Raw genomic sequence first — 20,376 nt, 5'->3', positions numbered from 1 at the left:
ATGTTTTGCAAAGTAATGTAAAGAAATTTTCGCCACTTCTACACTTTGACTACGAATAAATCGCCTTTTTCTATGCCTTTTATAACTTTGCTATCTAAGATAACTTTACAAAATTTAACCAAGAGCTGCAAGACACACAAGAAAAACCAAAAGTCGCGCGAGCCAAAACCAAAAACCAAAAAGACACTAAATTTAGTGTCTTTTATCGTTATCTTTCGCCAAGCTTCCCGCATGCATCAGCGCGGCATCTACTGCAGTGCGTCATCTGCTCTATATCGCCGCCTATCGATCTGCGGATTCTGTGGATCTCATCGGTTGAAGGGGACTTTAAATTTTCAAAAGGGGTGTCATGCACCGGTATCATCGCCATGCAGTTCATTATGTCAGCTCCCCACTGCTTTGCCTTTGCTGAGATGCTTTGGACGTGGTCTATATTGACCCCAGGGATGACTACGGTGTTTATCTTTACTAGCATGCCAGCCTCTTTTAGCTTGCGGATGCCCTCGTCTTGGCGCGCTAGCAGTATCCTAGCAGCCTCCTCGCCGTAGTAGTTTTTATCTTCATATCTCACCCACGAATAGACTTTCGAGCCAACATCTGGGGTCACGGCATTGACCGTCACTGTCACGTGGCTCACTCCAAGGTGCACGATCTCATCAACGTGCTCAGGCAGAGCTAGGCCATTAGTCGAGAGGCAGAGCAGGGCATTTGGGAAGTGGGACTTACACTTTTCAAAGGTCGCTAGCGTCTTGTCAGCATCGCACATCGGATCGCCAGGTCCAGCGATGCCGATGACTGAGATGTCTTGTCTAAATTTAAAGAGCTTTTCTAGAAATTTCACCGATTCATCTGGCGTTTGCACCTTTGCCGTTACGCCAGGGCGATTTTCATTAGCGCAGTCATATATGCGGTTGCAGAAGTTGCACTGGATGTTGCAGTGAGGTGCTACTGGCAGATGCACACGTCCGTAGCTAGCGGAGGCCTTTTTGTTAAAGCATGGGTGGTTATCTAGATCAGCTTTGGTGCGAAAGATCATTAGCTCTTTTTCCTTCCAAATTTAATGGCATTTGCATGGCAAACATTGAGGCAGTCCCCGCAGTTTGTGCAGTTTATCTCATCAGGTCTTGTCCCCATTTCGCACTTGCGCAAGCATGCGTCGCAGTCGTCACAGGCGCTTGTTTTATAGACGCGAAAGATCGAAAATTTACGCAAAATTTCAAGCACGCCACCTGATGGGCAGACAAAACGGCACCAAAGGTTGGCTACGATTAGCGAGGCTAGCATGACTGAGATGATGATCACCGTGCGAGTGACCCACTCCCATTCGCCAAAGCGAAGTGATAAAGTAACGGCAGTTAGGTACTCATCGCTCGTTCTTATAGGTATCATCATGCGAGGATTGCCCCAGACGAAATAGACCCAAAGGCTGATTGCTATGGCAATTAGCATGCCTATTTGAGCGATTATTAGCTTTTTGCTGCGGATTTTTAGCTTGAAAAAGGCAAATTTACCAAGCATTTGATTGACAAAGCCTGCTGGACAGACCCAGCCACAAAATGCCCTGCCAAAGAGGATGACAAGCGCTGGGATAAATAGCCAAAATCCAAAAAACAGCGATGTGATCCGCCCCCAACAGGTGATGATAGGGCAGTTTTGGCAATTTACAAAAGGCACTACAAAAGGGCATCTAAAAATGCCGTAATACGCCCACTGACCGATGCTTGCTATAAAGATGAGCTGCACTAGGCGTCTTATCTTTGTTGTTGGAGAGTTTTTGCTTTTCTTTTTTAAATTTACATTGCCGCATGCACTGCTATTAGAGCATGCGCTATTACAGCTACTACACATCTTTTACACCAAACCTTTCTATAAGCTCTAGCCCACGCGCTGAATAAATGGAGGTAAAGCCATGTTTTTCAAAAATTTCTTGCCCTTCGGTGCCGCAAACAAAGTCTGCAAAGTCATTTGCGAGCCTTTCATCTTTTACATATTTCATTATATTTAGCGTAAAAGTGAGCGGTCCAGGTGGGATGAGCTTTTCGTCGATGGGCATATACTCTATCTTGTCCTTAAACCTATCGTGCGTTGTTAGGCGCTTTTCGATGATCGAAGCATCGCCCTTGCCATCAACTAGTTCGCACATCATATTTATGACGCATGATCCGTTTGCGACCATGTTTTTCATCACCGCATCAGTGAGGTTTGAGTTTTTTAAGATCCCTTTGACTGGGCCACTGCCAGGGGGCGATGATCTAAGCGGCAGCATCACCCTAACTCCTGGTTCTGCAAGGTCCTTTAAGTCACGAATGCCAGCAGGGTTGCCTTTTGGCACAACTAGGACGTAGTCAGTAAAGCATAGCGGCCTAAAATGAAGGCTAAGACCAGCTTTGCGAAGTTTTTTAGAAAGCTCTAAAACCCTTGCTCCAAAGAGCTCGGTCGTGCTTTGAAGTGCTAAAAGCGACTTGCCAAGAGCGCCAGCAAAAGCGCCGGTGTATTGGATGTTGTGCCCTGTTCTTGACTCGTAAATGGCATTTAGCTCGTTAAAAGCTTCAGATAGGCCTCCGCACGACCAAACTTGAAGCGAGTCAGACTTAAATGGCGTAAAGCCAGCCAGCATCGTTTGCGGAGTGGCAGCAGCAGCTGTGGCTAAAGCACCTTTTAAAAAGCCACGGCGTGATATACCGGTTTGTTTTAATTCCACGAAATCTCCTTTTGGGATTTAAGAAATGTAAATTTGATATTTTCGGCACGCGAAACTTGTGAAATTTGACTTTTGTAATTTGCAAAAATGGTAGTTGAAGGTAAATTTATGCAAATGTAAATTGCGACCGCAATCTAAATTTGAGTGATTATAGCCAAATGCTAGCTTAAAAATCGAGATAAATTTAAAAAGTGCAGGGGTAAATTTGCTAAAGTAAATTTATTGTTTAAAAAATAATTAAGAATTTAGTCGTCGATTTGATGTATTATTTTAGAAATAATATAAAATGTATTGTTAGTTTTTATCTTTTTTGATATACTTCGGTCATAAAAGCATTAGTATTATTTTTAAAATAATACAGAAAGGGGCATCTTGAAATGATAAAAATAAGCGATATATCTGATATAAAAACTGGTCTAGTTTTAATCCGCAAAAAGGCGGATAAAAATGTAGATGAGAAATTTTGTTATAAAGTAGTCTCGCTAAAGTCCTTTAATGAAAATGCGCTTTTTGATGACACATTTGCCGATGAGTTCATATCAAGCGAAAAAATAAGCGAGGAGTATAAAGTAACTCAGGGCGATATCTTGCTGCGGCTTAGAGAGCCAAATTTCGCCGTTTATATAGACAAGGAGTATGGCGATCTTATATATACGTCTTTAATGGTTCGCATAAGGGTTAAAAGCGATAAATTTGATCCGCATTTTGTGGCGCATTATCTAAATAGCAGCGCCGTTAAAAGAGCCCTTGCGCCAGATGTTTCAGGCACTGCTATAGCGATGATAGGCGTTGCCAGTATAAATAATCTAAAAATACCGACGCTAAATTTGCAAACTCAAAACAAGATAGTAAAATACCTAAATTTAGCCCGCCAAGAGAGCGAAATTTTACAAAATTTGATAGCTGTAAAGCAAAAATACCACAAAAGCATATTTGAAAATTTAATAAAAGAGGAGAACTAAGATGCAAAAGACCACACAAGATACCATAAATAACGTAGTTTGGAAGGCTTGCGACACATTTCGCGGCACGATGGATGGAAGCGACTATAAAGACTATGTTTTAACGATGCTTTTTGTTAAGTATCTATCTGATTTTTATAAAGAAAAGCTCGAATTACTTAAAGCCGAATACGGCGAGAAGAGCGAGAGGATCGAAGCAAAGCTAAAGAAAGAGAAATTTAAGCTTGATGAGAGTTGCACATTTGAGTATCTTTTAGCGCACAAAGAGGCTGTAAATTTAGGCGAGATAATGAACAAAACGCTAGAAAAGATCGAAGAGGACAACAAAGATAAGCTCGAAGGCATTTTTAGAAGCATCGACTTTAACAACAAAAACAAGCTCGGCGATACAAAAGAGAGAAACGCCATCTTGAAAAATTTGCTCGATGATTTTAGCGACACTAGGCTAGATCTTCGCCCTTCTATGCTTGAGGGCAACGACATAATAGGCGACGCATACGAGTATCTTATAGCTCATTTTGCAAGTGACTCTGGCAAAAAAGGCGGAGAGTTTTATACGCCAAGCGAGGTTTCGACGCTTCTTGCAAAGCTGGTTGAGCCAAAAGAGGGCGATATGATCTATGATCCTACTTGTGGCTCTGGCTCGCTTCTTATCAAGGCTTCAAAAGAGGTCGGCAGTAAAAATTTCCGCCTTTACGGACAAGAGAAAAACGGCCAAACTCACGCACTTTGCAAGATGAATATGTTCTTACACGAGATAAACGACGCCGTCATCGAGTGGGGCGATACGATCAGAAATCCGCTGCATCTACAAGATAATCTCATCAAAACATTTGACATAGTCGTGGCAAATCCACCATTTAGCCTAGATAAATGGGGCGCTGACTTTGCCGTGAACGATCCTTTTATGAGATTTGCTAGCTATGCTTTGCCGCCAAAGAGCAAGGGCGACTACGCATTTGTCGTGCACATGATAAAAAGTCTAAACAACAACGGTAAAATGGGCGTCGTGCTTCCGCATGGAGTGCTATTTCGCGGGGCAAATGAGGGCAAGATACGCCAAAAGCTGATCGAAGAAAATTTACTAGACGCCGTCATCGGACTACCGGCAAATTTATTTTACGGCACGAGCATCCCTGCTTGCATACTCGTTTTTAAGAAAAACCGCGCAAACGAAGATGTGCTATTTATCGACGCTAGCAAAGAATTTGAAAAAGGCAAAAACCAAAACTCGCTAACCGAGCAAAACATAAAAAAGATAGTCGCTACCTACAAAAACAGAAGCGAGATAGAAAAATACTCCCACCTAGCAAGCCTTAGCGAGATAAAAGAGAATGGCTACAACCTAAACATCCCTCGCTACGTAGATACCTTTGAAGAAGAAGAGCTTGTAGATATCGAGGCTACAAAGGCTGAGATTTCACGCCTAGAAGCCGAGCTAAAAAGCGTTCAAAGCAAGATGAGCGAGTATCTTGCGGAGCTTGGGCTATGAGCGAATTTAAGAATTTACCAAGCGGATGGAAGGTCGTGAGGCTTGGGGATGTTGCAGAAAAATCTATTCTTAAAAATAGAAACAATTTAATTAAATTGGTTTTGTCAAATTCAGCTATTGATGGTTTGGTTGCACAGAATGTATATTTTGATAAAGATATAGCAAATAAAGAAAATATACAAGATTATTACATTGTTGATTTGGGGGATTTTGTTTATAATCCAAGAATTTCACAGAGTGCCCCTACTGGACCGATTAATAGAAATATGTTGTCTAAAGGCATAGTATCTCCATTGTATACGGTTTTTACTGTTCAAGACGAGATATTGGCAAAATTTTTAGCATATTTTTTTAAGACTATTGTATGGCAAAATCAAGTCAAAAGTGTAGCAAACTATGGCGCTAGGTATGATAGGATAAATATAACAGATAATGCCTTTTTTTCTTTGAAAATTTTGCTTCCGCCGTTAGACGAGCAAGAAAAGATAGCGGAAATTTTATCTACTTGGGATGAGACTATAAATTTAACTATAAATTTGATAGAAAGCAAAAAACAGTTTAAAAAAGCTCTTATGCAAAATTTACTCACAGCCAAAATCCGCTTTCCACAATTCAAAGATGAGTGGCGAGCAATAAAGCTTAGTGAAATTTGTGATATTTCTACTGGAACTTCAAAGAGTAGATTTATTGGTGACGGAAAATTTTATATTGTAGATATGGGTAGTATTACACAAGATGGTTTATTGAATTTGACAAAAACAACAAATTTAAATCAAGATTTTTTAGATTTTGGTGATTTGGTTATGCCAAAAGATGATATTGGTGGCGGTAAAATTATAGGCAAGGTTGCTGTGATAGATAAAGATAATACTTATGTTTTAAGCGATCATATTTTTAGGATAAAAACAATAGAAAATAGCAATTTTTTAGCATATTTAATTAATTCCGATTTGATTAATAAAAAAATTAGAAGAGAAGTTAGCGGTACGGCACAACTTGGGCTTAGCAAAAGGACAATAGAAAATTTAAAAATAAAGCTTCCAAATTTAAAAGAGCAACAAAAAATCGCAGAGGTTTTAATGGCTTGCGATGATGAGATAAATTTACTAAATTTAAAGCTAGAAAATTTGAAAAAACAAAAACAAGGCTTAATGCAAAAACTACTAAAAGGAGAAATGAGAACATGTTATGTGAAAAAAGCAATGTAATAATGGCAATCGCATATGATTTTGACGGAACACTAGCAAGAGGCAATATACAAGAAAATTCTTTTATACCAACAACACTATGTATAAAAAAAGAAGATTTTTGGAACAACGTAAAGGAACTATCTGAAGAAAACAATATGGATGAGATATTGTCATACATGTATTTGATTGTGAAAAAAGCAGATGGTGCTGGTGCAAAAATTACAAGAGAGGAGCTTAGCAAACACGGTAAAACCGTTAAATACTTTAACGGTGTGGAAGAGTTTTTTGAAAGGATTAATGATTATGCTGCACAAAAGGGGATATCGATTGAGCATTATATAGTATCATCAGGTACCAAAGAAATGATCGATGGAACGACTATAGCGAATAAATTTAAAAATATTTATGCGTCATCATTTATGTATGATGAATACGGCAAACCGACTTGGCCAGCTTTGGCAATTAACTATACGACAAAAACTCAATATTTATACAGGATAAGCAAAGGAATTCTTAACGCTTGGGACAATAAACTAATTAATAAATATATACCAGAGAATGAAAGACGTATTTTATTTGAGAATATGATATATATAGGTGATGGAGAAACCGATGTTCCAGCTATGAAGTTACTAAAAACTAATGGTGGAACTTCAATTGCTGTTTATGATGAAAATAAAGAGACTGCCAAAACTCTTTTGGAGCAAAATAGAGTTAATTATATCGCTAAAGCTGACTATACTGACGGATCGGAGATAGATGCTATTATAAAATCTACGATAGATAGAATTAGTTTAAACTTAACAAATGGAAAATTGCAAATATATAATAAGCAAAATACTGCAGAAATAAACATACAAAAATCCAATAATCAAGTAAGAGATAAACAATATTATTTAAGTGTTCTTAAAACGGAAGGATTTAAATTAGAAGATACTAACAAGGCAAATAAAATATATTTAAAAAAATATTCATGGGATGACCACGGATATCAAACCTCGTTTTATATATGGAATAATGGAAATTATATTGGAACGGCTAAAATAGCGAAACTAAATCAAAATAAAAATGAGCATACTGCGGATTTACTGGAGAAGAATTTTGATAAGTTAGATGATGATTTTTTCTCTGTTATACGCTTTAAAAAAGATGAGATAGATGAAGATACTAAAGAGGCATTGAGGTTTTTATTGAATGATATTAGTAATACTAATAAATACGATAATAATGAAATTGTAAAAAAATCTTTAAAGAGAAGTTAGCCAAATAAGGATACCAAATGACCCCAGATACTTCAGAAAATAAGATCCAGCAAAATAGCATAAATTTGCTTCAAAATTTAGGCTATAAATTTATAAGTAGAGAGGAAAATTTAAAGCTTCGTGACGGTAAAACTAGCGAGGTTTTGTTTAGGGAAATTTTAACCAAAAAGCTTGGCGAGATAAATAGCTATGAGTATAAGGGCAAGCGATATAAATTTAGCCAAAGTAGCGTTTTAAAGGCGGTCGATGAGCTAGCTGGGGTATCTTTAAACGAAGGGCTAATGGTTGCAAACGAAAGGATCACGAATTTACTCTTGCTTGGAACCAGTTTAGAAGAAAATTTAGAAGATGGGACGAGAAGGAGCTTCTCTTTTAAATTTATAGACTTTGAAAATTTACAAAACAACGACTTTTACGTGACTGAAGAATTTGAAGTAAGCAGAGTAAGCCAGAGCGACGCGCAAAAGCACAGAAGGCCTGATCTCGTGCTTTTTATAAACGGCATACCAATAGTCGTGATCGAGCTTAAAAAATCGAGCGTGAGTTTTGAAAACGGCATAAAGCAGCTTGAGAAGGAGCAAGGCAAAGATGAGATAGCACACCTTTTTAAATACATCCAGCTAACTATCGCGGCAAACGGCAGTGGAGCAAGATATGGCACAACTGGCACTCCGTTTAAATTTTATAGTGTGTGGAAAGAGCAAGATGAAGCTAAGGCAAAAGAGAGCTTAAAGAGCTTGATAAATGGTAGAGAGGTGAGCGCGCTTGATATGACGCTCTTTGCGCTACTATCTAAAGATAGGCTGCTAAGGCTAGTTAGGCACTATATAGTGTTTGATAAGAAAATGAAAAAGGTTTGCCGCTATCAGCAGTTTTTCGCTATCGAAGAGACGCTAAAGAGGGTATCAGCGAAAAAAGAGGGCGCAAGAGCGGGCGGACTCATCTGGCACACGCAAGGAAGCGGCAAGTCGCTCACGATGGTGATGCTAACAAAGCTTTTAAAGCAAATTTATATAAACTCAAAGATCATCGTAGTAACTGATAGGATAGATCTAGATGGGCAGATACACGAAACCTTTGAAAACACGGACGTAAAAGCAGGACGAGCAAGTAGCGGAAGCGATCTGATAGAAAAGCTACAAAGCGGCGTTAGCGTGATAACTACGCTCGTGCATAAATTTGAAAAGGTGAAAAACCAAAAGGTAGTGATAAGAGATGGCGATATATTTGTGCTAGTGGATGAGAGCCACCGCACGCAAGGCGGAGACCTGCATAAGGCTATGAAAAAGGCGTTGCCTCTTGCTTGTTATATAGGATTTACTGGCACGCCGCTTTTAAAGCGTGAGAAAAACAGCTTTGCGAAATTTGGCGGAGAAATTCATAGATATACGATAGATGACGCGGTAAAAGATGGGGCCGTGTTGCCGCTACTTTATGAAGGGCGATATGTGGGTCAAGAGGTGCTAGACCCTGAGGGGCTAACTAGGAAATTTGACCTCATATCAAGAGAGCTTGGCGATGAGGCTAAAAGGGACTTGCAACAAAAGTGGGCGAGGTTTGAGCGTGTGGCATCGAGCGAACAAAGGCTGGAGTTAATAGCTGTGGATATAAATGAGCACATCAAAAAGACTTTGAAAAAAAGTGGCTTTAAAGCGATGCTGGCTACTCAAAGAAAATACGACGCCATAAAATATCATGAGATATTTGAAGAATTTGGAGAGATAAAAAGCGCTTATGTGATATCAAGCAACGAGCACGAGGAACTTGAGGGCGGTCATAAAGAGTATGTCGCAAAAGCGTGGCAAGAGACTATAAAAGACTATGGCAGCGAGGAGGCGTATCTAAAGTACGTAAAAGACGAATTTATTTATGGCGACGAGATAGATTTGCTTATCGTCGTGGATAAGCTTTTAACTGGCTTTGACGCGCCAAGAGCAAGCACACTTTATATAGATAAACAGCTAAAAGAGCATAATTTGCTCCAAGCCATAGCTAGAGTAAATAGGCTTTATGACGGAAAAGACTACGGCTATATTATTGATTATAGAGGGCTTTTAGGCGAGCTTGATCAGGCGCTTACTAACTATGCGTCGCTAAGTGGATTTGACCCAGAAGATATAACTGGAGCCGTGATAGACGTAAGAAGCGAGATCATAAAGGCAAAGACCTACTATACTCATCTGGACGATCTTTTTAGCGGCGTGAAATTTAAAGATGATTTGGAGAGCTACGTAGCGGTTTTAGAGGACGTGCAAAAACGAGACGACTTTAAAGAGTGGCTATCACAGTTTGCTAGGGCGTTTAAACTAGCGCTTTCAAGCGAGAAAATTTATGACATATTAAGCGAAGAAGTGATCAAAGCCTATAAGCAAAGGGTTAAATTTTATAACGAGCTAAGAAAGGCTGTGCAGCTAAGGTATCACGAGGCTTGCGACTTTGGCAAATACGAAGCGCAGATGCAAAAGCTGCTCGATACTTACGTGAGCGCAAAAGAGGTCAATGAGCTTACGAAGCTCGTAAATATCTTTGAAACGGAATTTGACGATGAGGTGCAAAGGGTCGAGGGTAAAAACGCAAAGGCCGACACGATCATTAGCGCCATAAGCGCGGTGGTAAAAGAGAAAATGGACTCAAATCCAGCCTTTTATAAATCAATAGCGCAACAAATACAAGATATCATCGACGAGTACAAGGCAAAAAGGCTAAGCGAAGAGGAAAAACTTACCAAAGCAAAACTGCTAAAAGACCTCATAACAGGTGCTTTAAAACCAAATGAAGACAGGTATCCAAAAGAATTTAATAGTAAGAAAATTTTGTTTGCTATTTATGATAATTTGCTTGATATTTTAGGCGATGTGGGGCTTATGGATGTTGAGACGGTCGCTAAAAATTTGAGCCTGAAATTTTATGAAATTTATGAAAAAGCCTCTAAAAAACCAGAATGGCACAAAAATAAAGACGTAGAAAACGAGATAACAAGCCAGATGGAGGATGCTCTTTGGGAGATAGAGGACGAATACGGCGTTTCTATCAATGAGAAAGAGAAAATTTACCAAACTATCCGAGGCATAGGGATAAGTTTTTATGCTTGAAGGCGTAAAAATCGTCCGAAAAGACGTAAAAAATATCACTTTAAAAGTTAGACCAAATGGCGAAGCGATCCTAACCACGCCAAAAGCCGCAAGCGATGAGCATATAAAATTTATCATAGAAAAAAGAGCCAAGTGGATAGCGCAAAAGCGCGCGTTTTTTGCCTCGTTTAAGACGCCACAAAAAGAATACGTAAGTGGCGAGGACTTTAAGTATCTTGGGCGAAGTTATAGGCTTAAAGTCGTGCAGTCTAAAGAGGAGCGCGTAAAGCTGCAATGTGGCTATCTGGAGCTCTTTGTAAAAGATAGAAGCGACCTAGAGCGAAAAAGAAATTTGGTTTATGAGTGGTATCACGAAAAGGCGACGTTATATTTTTTTAATATCTTGCAAGAGTTTAACAATATAGTAAAACAAGACATTAAAAGCGTAAAAATAAGACAGATGAAAACAAGATGGGGAAGTTGTAATCCATATAAATCATATATAAATTTAAACATAGAGCTTATCAAAAAGCCAAGAGCGTGTATCGAGTATGTTGTATTCCACGAGCTAGTGCATCTTCTCTATCCTGATCATTCAAAGAAATTTTATGACTATCTAACGCTTTATATGCCTGATTGGCAAAAACGAAAGGAAATTTTAGAGAGAACTTAGAAATTTGGGGATATTTAAATTTTTCTATTTTTAAATTTTAAAAAATATTTTAAAATTTAAATAAAAAAAACGAAAAATTTTTGATCTTATAATGTTAGTGAAGTAGGTGGTGGGTTCACCAGGACTCGAACCTGGGACCATCCGGTTATGAGCCGGATGCTCTAACCAACTGAGCTATGAACCCACAGTTGAAAGAAAATCGTATTATACAAGAAAAAGCTTATCTAAATATAAAAATAGCCTTTTTAATATGGCGTATAAAACGAACAAAATTTAAAAAGAAAAGCCCTAAAATAGGGCTTATAAATTATTTATAATTTTTTATCGCAGCGTCTAAAATCTCTTTTGCAGCGTTTGCGTCTTTAAATTCTTTCACTTTAACCCATTTGTTTGGCTCAAGAATTTTATAAGTTTCAAAGAAATTTTTGATCTTATTTAGTGTCGCGGTTGGCAAATCTTCGTAGCTTTTTATCGCCTCATATCTTGGATCGATCTTTGTAACTGGCACAGCCAAAAGCTTCTCATCCATACCTGCTTCATCCTCCATCACCAAAACGCCTATCAAGCGGCAAGGGATGACGCTACCAGCTTGGAGCGGATACTCGTTTAGCACCAAAATATCAGCTGGATCGCCGTCAGCTGCAAGTGTGTTTGGCACAAAGCCGTAGTTTGCTGGGTAGAACATCGCTGAGTAAAGCACGCGATCAACTACGACCGCACCGCTATCTTTGTCGATCTCGTATTTGATATTTGAGCCATAAGGTATTTCGATTACGGCATTGATTTTGTCTGGGTTTGAGCCAAATTTAATCTTTGAAACGTCCATATATTCGTCCTTTGTGTTAGAAATTTTTATTTAAGAAAATTATCTTTTACTTGCTTAAAGATGGTTTCACCAGTTTCATTAAGCATGCCTTGTGAATCTCCACCAAATGCACCCATTGTCAAACCTCCTTCAACTTTAAAGTCGGCTACTTGTTGTTTTGTATTTGTGTCTACTAGTTTTACTAATGTCATACTTTTACCACGACCTGCTCCAAAACCTACAAAGTATCTCAAAGCACGATTGCCTTCCACGTACTCTGTAACCTCACAATAAATTTCAAGATCGTTGCCTTTTTTCATATTTTTTTCAAGCAACTCATTTATCTTGGCTTCTATTGTTTTATCATTTTGACCATTTTTACACAAAGCATACGCATTATCGTATTTTACACCACTTGTGTTGTGTAAAGGTGTATTTAGCCCAGCTCTAGCACAACCGCTAAAACATAGCACAGCAAGTCCTCCGATCAGTAAAGATAAATATGCTGTTTTTGCCATTTAAGCCTCCTTGTCTAAGCAAATTTATGATGTGATTTTAATTCTTTTTCTATTAAACACGGATAAAACTTGGATGCAAAAAAATGACTTAACTTACTTTATAACCTCTACACTATCTACGTCGATCTTCGTTTTTGTAAGCTCTTTATCCACTTCGCCTCTTATTCTTAAAAGCGTGTCTTCGTTAGCTGTTACATTGCCCCACTTGTTATTGTCGATCTCAACAATAATAGTGTCGCCATTTTTATCAACAAATTCATATTTGTCTGATTTGATGTGTGACTTTTATCTTGCCCTCAAGCACGACTTTGGCATCGTCATTTAGTTTTAAAGCCTCTTTTACGCTTATAACATTTTCGCTTTTGTGATTTGAGACAAAGCCTCCAGCCATTGCGATGCTAGCAGCCAGTGAAGCGATGAAGATTTTTTTCATTTTTATACTTTTTGGTTGGTTGTTAAATTTAAAGGATATTACATTTTTGGTGTTAATAAATGGTAAGTTTTAAAACCTTGCACCTTTTGATGCAAGGTTTGTTAATTTATATAAGTTTAGCTAGTAAATTTTTGATGTCAGCTACGATTTCGTCGATGCCGCGCTCGCCATTTACCACGTGAAGTAGCTCTTTTTCGCTGTAAAATTTGCGGATAGGTTTGATCGGATCAAGATATACTTTCATGCGGTTGTTAAAGACTTCGTTATTATCGTCAGCGCCTCTTGCACGGCCAAGCACTCTAGCTCTTGCCACATCTTCGCTGACATCTACTTCGATGACTCCTTTTAGAGAAATTTCATCTTGCTCGCTTAAGACTTTGTCAAGCTCAGTCATTTGCTCAACACTTCTTGGATAGCCGTCGATTATGATGTTTGATTTATTTGAGCTTTTGATAGCTGAGACGATCGCATTTACGACAACGTCAAGTGGGACCAAATTTCCTTTTGAGATAAAGCCGTCTATAAGCTTGCCAAGCTCGCTACCACTTGCGACTTCAGCTCTTAAAAGATCGCCAGTTGAAAAGTGTGCAAATTTCTCATCATGCTGTGCGATGATCGATGCGTCTGTTGTTTTGCCGCTGCCTGGAGCGCCGATGATTAAAAATAAATTTTTCATTCTTTCCCTTTTTTATATTTTTGAGCGCCTTTGAATGAGTTTGAAAATTTCACCCTGCAGCAGACTATATGTCTAGCTTTGGGATGAAATTTTCTGCACAACATCCAAATTCATCTCAAAAATTTAAATTTTTAAAATAACTCAAATTTAGACATCTAAAAGTCTAAATTTATTGCAAAAATTTTAATTCTTTTGCTCTTTTTCTCTTATCCTTAGTCCTAGCTCCCTAAGCTGTTCGTTGCTAGCATAGCTTGGTGCCTTTGTGAGTGGGCACTGAGCGCGCTGTGTTTTAGGGAAGGCTATGACGTCGCGGATCGAGCTTGCTTTATTTACAAGCATATTTAGTCTGTCAAAGCCGATCGCGATACCACCGTGTGGAGGTGCACCAAATGTCAAGGCATCAAGCAAGAAGCCAAATTTCTCACGTTGCTCGGCTTCATCTATGCCAAGAAGTTTAAAGACTTTTTGTTGGATGTCGTTTTTGTGAATTCTTATACTTCCGCCGCCAAGCTCAAAGCCGTTTAGTACGACATCGTGAGCGATAGAGAGGATGTCTTCAAGATCAGGCTCATCTATATTTTTTGGCATAGTAAATGGATGGTGCATCGCAGAGTAGCTGCCGTCGTCATTTTGCTCAAACATTGGGAAGTCAAGCACCCATAAAAACTCAAGTCTGTCTTGATCGATGATACCCATTTGCTCAGCTAGGAAAATTCTAAATCGTCCCATATAATCAAGCACGATCTTTTTCTTGCCAGCACCAAAGAATACGACGTCTCCAACTTTTAGCTCACATCTTGAGACGATCTCGTCAAGATCGCTTTGCTCGAAAAATTTGCAAAGTGGGCCTTTTAAGCCATCTTCTTTCATCTGGAAGTAGCCAAGACCTTGTGCACCAAATTTACGTACAAACTCCTCAAATCTATTCATCTCGCGCTTACTAAAGATATTGTCGCCATTTGGCACTTTTAGCGCTTTTATGCGGTTTTTCTTCTTATCTTTTGCGATAGAGCTAAAAATTTCATTGCTTGATCGCTCGAAAATATCGATCACATCGATCATTTTTAGATCATATCTAAGATCAGGCTTATCTGAGCCGTAAGTCTCGGTCGCCTCTTTGTAGCTCATACGTCTAAATGGCGTTTTGATGTCGTGTCCGCAGGCTTTAAAAATGTCTTTTAGCATCGTCTCAGCCATATTTATGATATCTTCTTGCTCAACAAAGCTCATTTCGATATCTATTTGAGTAAATTCTGGTTGGCGATCAGCACGCAAGTCCTCGTCGCGGAAGCATTTTGCTATCTGAAAATACTTATCAAAGCCAGAACACATCAAAAGTTGTTTAAATAGCTGTGGGCTTTGTGGGAGCGCGTAAAACTGGCCCGGATATACACGGCTTGGCACTAGATAGTCTCTTGCGCCTTCTGGAGTTGCACGTGTTAAAACTGGAGTTTCAAACTCGATAAAGCCCATTTTATCTAGGCTGTTTCTAGCTGCTATCGCCGCGCGAGAGCGCATTTTAAAGATATTTTGCAAGCGCTCGCTTCTAAGGTCTAAAAAGCGGTATTTTAGCCTGATATCCTCATTTACGCTCTCATCGCCTATCATAAATGGTAGTGGCTCGCTTGGATTTTCGATAATGAGCTCGCTTACTATCACCTCTATTTCGCCAGTTTTTAGCTTTGGATTGGTCAGTCCTTCGCCTCTAGCTCTTACTTTACCTTTTGCTTTTAAGACATATTCATCTCTTACTTTTGCAGCCACGTCGTGTGCTTCTTTGCTATCAGCAGGGTCACAAACTAATTGTATAAGCCCGCTAACGTCTCTTAAATCGATGAAAACAACGCCGCCGTGGTCTCTATATGTGTTTGCCCAGCCACAAAGTATTACTTCTTTGCCGATGTCAGCTTTGCTAAGATCGGTGCAATAATGACTTCGCATAAAATGCTCCTTTGCAATGTTTTTTAGGCAATTATAATCGCTTTTTTCTTTTGAAAAGCTTTGTTAAAATAAAATATGTTACAATCATTTCTATGAAAAATGAGCAAAAATTTAATACCACAAGCGCCAAAAAAGTGGGACTTATCGCGAAAGATTATCCTTTATTTAAGCAGGATTTAGCAAAGCTAGAAAAAATTTTAAAAAAGTATAACGCAGAAATTTTGCTTGAAAAAAGCTGTGCAAAGCAGGTAGAAAAAAGTGGCTTTGAGCTGATAAAACTAGCCAAAGAGTGCGAATTTCTTATCACGCTTGGTGGTGATGGCACGATCATCTCAACCTGCAGAAAGCTAGCTCACATCTCGCCGCTCATCCTTGGCATACACGCTGGCAGGCTCGGCTTTTTGACAGATATAACGATAAATGAGAGTGAGAAGTTTTTTAAAGACTTTTTTGATGACAAATTTGAGGTGGAAACGCCTTTTATGCTTGATGTTACGCTTCATAAAAATGATGGCAAAACTGAGAAAAAGATAGCATTTAACGACGCGGTCATCGTTAGTAAAAATGGTGGCTCGATGACGCATATCGAGGCACTTTTAAATGAAAAGTATTTTAACTCATATTTTGGCGATGGCGTCATAGTGGCAACTCCTGCTGGCACAACGGCTTATAACATGAGCGCAAATGGTCCTATCATATATCCACTAAGCGAGGTCTTTGCGATAACTCCCATCTGCTCGCACTCGCTCACGCAGCGTCCAGTCGTGCTTACGAAAAATCACACGGTCAAATTTAGAACAAATAGCGACGCTATTTTAGTAATAGACGGACAAGACCGCTTTGATATGAGTAAAATTTCAGCTGTTAGCATGAGCCTAAGCGATAAAAAAGCGAGGCTGATACGCCACATCGGTAGGGATTATTTTCAAATTTTAAAAGAGAAACTTCACTGGGGTTATAATGATTGATCGAATTTTGATTAAGGATTATCTAAATTTTAAAAATGTCGAGCTAAATTTCAAAGAGGGGCTTAGCGTATTTACGGGCGTTAGTGGCGCTGGTAAGTCGGTGCTGATGAGCGCTATAATGGCTGTTTTTGGGCTAAAAGATAGCGAGGCAAGGCTAATAGAAGCTGATGTGGAGCATAAATTTGAGCTTGATGAGTTTGGCATAGAAAACGAAGAGGTCAATATTTTCAAGCTTTTAAAAGATAAGAGCACGAGGTATTTTATAAACCAACAAGCCATCTCAAAGAGAAATTTAGCCCAAGTAGCGCGCGAACACATCAAATATCTCTCGGCAAAAGAGGCAAATGAATTTGAAAATGAGAAATTTCTAAATTTGCTTGACAGGCTTGAAATTTCAAAAAATGAGAAATTTAAAGAGATAAAACAAGAATTTGAAGAGGCGTTTTTGGAATTTTCTAAAATTTCAAAAGAGCTAGCCACTATAAAAGAGGAAGAGAAAAAGGTCGAGGAGCTAAAGGAGCTTGCTAGCTTTGAGATCGAGAAGATAAGAAGTGTCGGGCCTAAAAAAGGCGAGTTTGAAGAGCTTATGGAGACTAAAAAAAGGCTTAGTAAAAAGGATAAGATAAATGAGGCGTGGGCTAGGGCTGAGCGGATATTTGAGCTAGAGCGCAGCGTAAATGAGGCGCTAAGTATCAGTGACCTTGATAGTGGCTTTTTTGAAGATGCGATGAACGAGCTAAGAGTTGCGCGTGATAGCCTAAATATGGAGGAGCTTGACGATATCGACGTTGAGAGCGTGCTTGATAGGATAGAAGCTCTTAATGCCATCATTAGACGCTATGGCAGCGAGGAGGAGGCGTTAGAAGCGCTTGATAAAAAGGAAAAAGAGCTTGCCAGATATGAAAATTTAAGCTTTGAAAAGAGCGAGCTTGAGAAGAAATTTGAAATTTTAAGCAAAAAGGCAAATGAGCTAGCCAGCACATTAAGCAAGGCAAGGGGCGCAAATTTAAAAGAGCTTGAGGCGATGATAAATTTATACCTAAAAGAGCTTTATATGCCAGATATCACGCTAAGGATCGAGGAGAAAAAGCTTGATATCTTAGGCGCTGATGAAATTTGTCTAAATTTAAACGAGACCTCGCTTAAAAATTTAAGCTCAGGCGAGCTAAACCGCTTAAGACTGGCCTTCATAGCTGCCTCTAGTGAGATCACAAAAACGGGCGGTGATGTTATTATTTTAGACGAAATAGATGCGAATTTAAGTGGAAAAGAGGCGATGAGCATCGCAAATGTCTTGCTCAAGCTTGCAAATTTTTATCAAATTTTTGCCATTTCTCACCAGCCACAGCTTAGCTCAAAGGCAAATTCGCACTTTTTGGTAGAGCGTGATGGCGAGAGCTCAGTCGTAAGAGAGCTTGACAAAGAGGAGCGTGTAAATGAGCTTGCGCGTATGATAAGCGGCGAGCATATCAGCGAAGAGGCGATAAATTTTGCAAAAGGACTTTTAAAATAGCTTGAAATTTAAGTTTTAAATTTAAGCTTTGTGATTAGGTTTGTTTGATAGAATTGCCATTATTTATAAAATTTTTTTGGAAAAAATATGGAAAGAATTCTAGTAGTTGATGATAACAAAGCATTAGCAAAGCTAATCGTCATGCAGATGGAAAAGAGCATTGAGGATATGGCGATCGACGTTGCGTACGATTTTGCCGAAGCCCAGATGCTTATTAGCGAGCATGGCAAAGAGTATTTTATGACTATTTTGGATTTAAACTTACCCGACGCACCAAACGGCGAGATCGTCGACTACGTGCTTTCTCAGGGGCTTTCAGCTATCGTTTTAACAGGTAGCATTGACGATCAAACAAGAGAAAATTTTATAAACAAAGATATCGTTGACTACGTCTATAAAGGCAACATGGACGATATCAACTACATATTTCAAATGATAAATAGGCTTAGCAAAAATAGACAATACAAGGTCCTAGTCGTGGAGGACTCGCTGCCATTTAGAAATATGATAAAAAAAGTGCTAACAAGCCTCCAGTTTAAGGTGCTAGCAGCAGCTCACGGCGAAGAGGCGATGAACTATTTTGCTGACAATCCAGATATAAATTTGATAATAACAGACTACAGAATGCCCGTCAAAGACGGCCTTGAAGTTTTAAAAGATGTTAGAAAAGAGAAGGATAAAAATAATCTTGGTGTGATCGTGATGACATCTCCTAGCGAAAAGACTGATGCTTCGATATTTTTAAAAAATGGAGCTAGCGACTTTATAGCAAAGCCATTTTCAAAAGAAGAGCTCATTTGCCGTGTAAATAACACCATTGAGGCGATGGAAAATATAAATAAGATAGCAAATTTTGCCAACCGCGACTTTTTAACCGGCGCTTACAATAGAAGATTTTTTTACCAAGATATAGAAGAGTACGTCCAAGCAGCTGAAGAGCTTGATGAGCCTTATGCGTTTGCTATGCTTGATATAGATCACTTTAAAAAGATAAATGACACATACGGACATGATGGTGGTGACAAGATACTAAAATCACTTGCTAAGATATTAATTGACAACACAAAAGGAAGAGATGTGGTCGCTAGGTTTGGTGGCGAGGAGTTTTGTGTCGTTCTTAAAAAGATAGCAAAAGAGGAGGCAATTAAATTTTTTGTAAATTTAAGAGCAAAAGTGGCTGAAAATGAGGTGATCATAAAAGATAAAACCATAAAAGTGACCGTTTCTATTGGGGTTTCTTTTGGGAAAGGTCACTGCGAGATAGATGATATGCTCGAAGCTTGCGACTCAGCGCTTTATGTCGCTAAAGAAAATGGTAGAAATAGGGTAGAAATAGCTTTATGATTATAGATACGCATTGTCATTTGGATAGTAAAGTTTATGATTTTGACCTAGAGCAAATTTTATCTGAAGCCAGAAATTTAGGGCTCAAAGGCTTTATTATCCCTGGAGCTGATATTAATGATTTACCAAAAGCGGCTAAAATAGCGCACGAAAAAAATGATATTTTCTTTGCCGTTGGGGTTCATCCATATGATAAAGAGAATTTTGATATTGAAACTTTGAGAGAATTTGCCAAAGATAAAAAGTGCGTGGCTATCGGTGAATGTGGGCTTGACTACTACCGCTTGCCAAAAGATGAAGAAGAAAAGCTAAGAGAAAAAGAAGATCAAAAACGTGTTTTTCTAGCTCAACTAGATTTAGCAGTTGAGTTAAAAAAACCCGTTATCCTCCACATTAGAGAGGCTAATGAGGACTCTTTTAACATCTTAAAAGAGTATGCGCCAAAGCTTGAAGCTGGGGCAGTTTTGCATTGTTATAATGCCTCGCCACTTCTTTTGGAGCTTTGCAAATTTGGGAATTTTTACTTTGGCATAGGTGGCGTTTTGACATTTAAAAATGCTAAGAATTTAGTTGAAATTCTGCCAAAAATTCCTTTTGATAGGGTATTGATAGAGACTGACGCCCCTTATCTCACGCCAGAACCAAATCGTGGCAAGAGAAATGAGCCGGCGTTTACGACATTTGTTGCTAAAAAGATAGCTGAAATTTTAAACCTTGAATTTGAAGTAGTTTGTAAAGTAACTTCAGATAATGCCAAAAGGTTATTTAAGTGCTTTGCCTAAATTTTGGGCATTGTGCTTGCTTAAGATGCTAGCATCATTAAGCTT

At 38.8% G+C, this 20,376-nt stretch carries 19 protein-coding genes and 1 tRNA gene; 10 read left to right on the top strand and 10 right to left on the bottom strand.

The features are described from left to right. Nucleotides 1-208: 208 nt before the first annotated feature. From nifB to B9N65_RS01765, 3 genes are read right to left on the bottom strand one after another with little or no spacing between them, the layout of a single operon-like run. Entirely contained in the window at nucleotides 209-1,036 is an 828-nt protein-coding gene (gene nifB, locus B9N65_RS01775) for a nitrogenase cofactor biosynthesis protein NifB (protein ID WP_087582562.1), read from the bottom strand. Then, on the bottom strand, nucleotides 1,036-1,848 hold the full coding sequence (locus tag B9N65_RS01770; protein ID WP_087582561.1) for a 4Fe-4S binding protein: 813 nt from the start codon (nucleotides 1,846-1,848) through the stop codon (nucleotides 1,036-1,038). Before B9N65_RS01770 ends, nifB begins: the two co-directional genes overlap by 1 nt. Then, nucleotides 1,841-2,701 (bottom strand): substrate-binding domain-containing protein, encoded by an 861-nt coding sequence (locus B9N65_RS01765; RefSeq protein WP_021087798.1) that lies wholly within the window; start codon nucleotides 2,699-2,701, stop codon nucleotides 1,841-1,843. The genes B9N65_RS01770 and B9N65_RS01765 overlap by 8 nt, the downstream gene beginning before the upstream one ends. Before the next feature lie 377 nt (nucleotides 2,702-3,078). Between B9N65_RS01765 and B9N65_RS01760 the strand changes: the two genes are divergently transcribed. The 6 genes from B9N65_RS01760 to B9N65_RS01735 are packed head-to-tail and all read left to right on the top strand — an operon-like array spanning nucleotide 3,079 to nucleotide 11,351. Then, nucleotides 3,079-3,663 carry a restriction endonuclease subunit S gene (locus B9N65_RS01760; protein WP_087582560.1) on the top strand — a complete coding sequence of 195 codons (585 nt, stop codon included), beginning with the start codon at nucleotides 3,079-3,081 and terminating at the stop codon, nucleotides 3,661-3,663. A gap of 1 nt (nucleotide 3,664) precedes the next feature. Beyond that, nucleotides 3,665-5,155, top strand: coding sequence for a type I restriction-modification system subunit M (locus tag B9N65_RS01755; protein ID WP_087582559.1), 1,491 nt, complete (start codon nucleotides 3,665-3,667; stop codon nucleotides 5,153-5,155). Continuing rightward, nucleotides 5,152-6,363, top strand: a complete 1,212-nt coding sequence (locus B9N65_RS01750; protein ID WP_087582558.1) for a restriction endonuclease subunit S — start codon at nucleotides 5,152-5,154, stop codon at nucleotides 6,361-6,363. The genes B9N65_RS01755 and B9N65_RS01750 overlap by 4 nt, the downstream gene beginning before the upstream one ends. Beyond that, on the top strand, nucleotides 6,339-7,607 hold the full coding sequence (locus B9N65_RS01745; protein WP_087582557.1) for a haloacid dehalogenase-like hydrolase: 1,269 nt from the start codon (nucleotides 6,339-6,341) through the stop codon (nucleotides 7,605-7,607). Before B9N65_RS01750 ends, B9N65_RS01745 begins: the two co-directional genes overlap by 25 nt. 17 nt (nucleotides 7,608-7,624) lie before the next feature. Further along, nucleotides 7,625-10,699, top strand: coding sequence for a type I restriction endonuclease subunit R (locus B9N65_RS01740; RefSeq protein ID WP_087582556.1), 3,075 nt, complete (start codon nucleotides 7,625-7,627; stop codon nucleotides 10,697-10,699). After that, a complete protein-coding gene (locus B9N65_RS01735) occupies nucleotides 10,692-11,351 on the top strand; it encodes a M48 family metallopeptidase (RefSeq protein WP_087582555.1) in 660 nt (219 codons plus the stop codon). Before B9N65_RS01740 ends, B9N65_RS01735 begins: the two co-directional genes overlap by 8 nt. Nucleotides 11,352-11,458: 107 nt before the next feature. On the opposite strand, the gene B9N65_RS01730 is transcribed toward B9N65_RS01735, so the two are convergent. The 7 genes from B9N65_RS01730 to aspS all read right to left on the bottom strand — a co-directional run bounded on the left by B9N65_RS01730 (nucleotide 11,459) and on the right by aspS (nucleotide 15,724). Further along, nucleotides 11,459-11,535: transfer RNA gene (locus tag B9N65_RS01730), tRNA-Ile, on the bottom strand. 123 nt (nucleotides 11,536-11,658) lie between these two features. Next, entirely contained in the window at nucleotides 11,659-12,177 is a 519-nt protein-coding gene (gene ppa / locus B9N65_RS01725) for an inorganic diphosphatase (protein ID WP_009294194.1), read from the bottom strand. 26 nt (nucleotides 12,178-12,203) lie between these two features. Further along, nucleotides 12,204-12,674, bottom strand: coding sequence for a DUF4410 domain-containing protein (locus B9N65_RS01720; RefSeq protein ID WP_021089725.1), 471 nt, complete (start codon nucleotides 12,672-12,674; stop codon nucleotides 12,204-12,206). Between the two features lie 93 nt (nucleotides 12,675-12,767). After that, complete coding sequence (locus B9N65_RS11350) at nucleotides 12,768-12,902, bottom strand: NirD/YgiW/YdeI family stress tolerance protein (protein ID WP_307772199.1); 135 nt, start codon at nucleotides 12,900-12,902, stop codon at nucleotides 12,768-12,770. Between the two features lie 28 nt (nucleotides 12,903-12,930). Continuing rightward, nucleotides 12,931-13,107 carry a hypothetical protein gene (locus B9N65_RS11345; protein ID WP_307772198.1) on the bottom strand — a complete coding sequence of 59 codons (177 nt, stop codon included), beginning with the start codon at nucleotides 13,105-13,107 and terminating at the stop codon, nucleotides 12,931-12,933. Nucleotides 13,108-13,213: 106 nt separating this feature from the next. Then, nucleotides 13,214-13,783 (bottom strand): adenylate kinase, encoded by a 570-nt coding sequence (locus B9N65_RS01710; protein WP_004317610.1) that lies wholly within the window; start codon nucleotides 13,781-13,783, stop codon nucleotides 13,214-13,216. Nucleotides 13,784-13,966: 183 nt separating this feature from the next. Continuing rightward, on the bottom strand, nucleotides 13,967-15,724 hold the full coding sequence (gene aspS, locus B9N65_RS01705; RefSeq protein WP_087582554.1) for an aspartate--tRNA ligase: 1,758 nt from the start codon (nucleotides 15,722-15,724) through the stop codon (nucleotides 13,967-13,969). A 92-nt stretch (nucleotides 15,725-15,816) separates the two neighbouring features. Between aspS and B9N65_RS01700 the strand changes: the two genes are divergently transcribed. The 4 genes from B9N65_RS01700 (at nucleotide 15,817) to B9N65_RS01685 (ending at nucleotide 20,331) form a co-directional block, all read left to right on the top strand. Next, nucleotides 15,817-16,692 carry an NAD(+) kinase gene (locus tag B9N65_RS01700; protein ID WP_087582553.1) on the top strand — a complete coding sequence of 292 codons (876 nt, stop codon included), beginning with the start codon at nucleotides 15,817-15,819 and terminating at the stop codon, nucleotides 16,690-16,692. Continuing rightward, nucleotides 16,685-18,205, top strand: coding sequence for an AAA family ATPase (locus B9N65_RS01695; protein ID WP_180385112.1), 1,521 nt, complete (start codon nucleotides 16,685-16,687; stop codon nucleotides 18,203-18,205). The genes B9N65_RS01700 and B9N65_RS01695 overlap by 8 nt, the downstream gene beginning before the upstream one ends. 87 nt (nucleotides 18,206-18,292) lie before the next feature. Then, a complete protein-coding gene (locus B9N65_RS01690) occupies nucleotides 18,293-19,549 on the top strand; it encodes a diguanylate cyclase (protein WP_087582552.1) in 1,257 nt (418 codons plus the stop codon). Then, nucleotides 19,546-20,331 (top strand): TatD family hydrolase, encoded by a 786-nt coding sequence (locus B9N65_RS01685; RefSeq protein ID WP_087582551.1) that lies wholly within the window; start codon nucleotides 19,546-19,548, stop codon nucleotides 20,329-20,331. The genes B9N65_RS01690 and B9N65_RS01685 overlap by 4 nt, the downstream gene beginning before the upstream one ends. Nucleotides 20,332-20,376: the final 45 nt, after the last annotated feature.

Origin of the sequence: Campylobacter concisus, assembly GCF_002165815.1 — a bacterium.
Taxonomy (GTDB): Bacteria; Campylobacterota; Campylobacteria; order Campylobacterales; family Campylobacteraceae; genus Campylobacter_A; species Campylobacter_A concisus_BH.
Note: the sequence above shows the minus strand (reverse complement) of the source record. Positions and strands in the feature narration are given on the sequence as shown.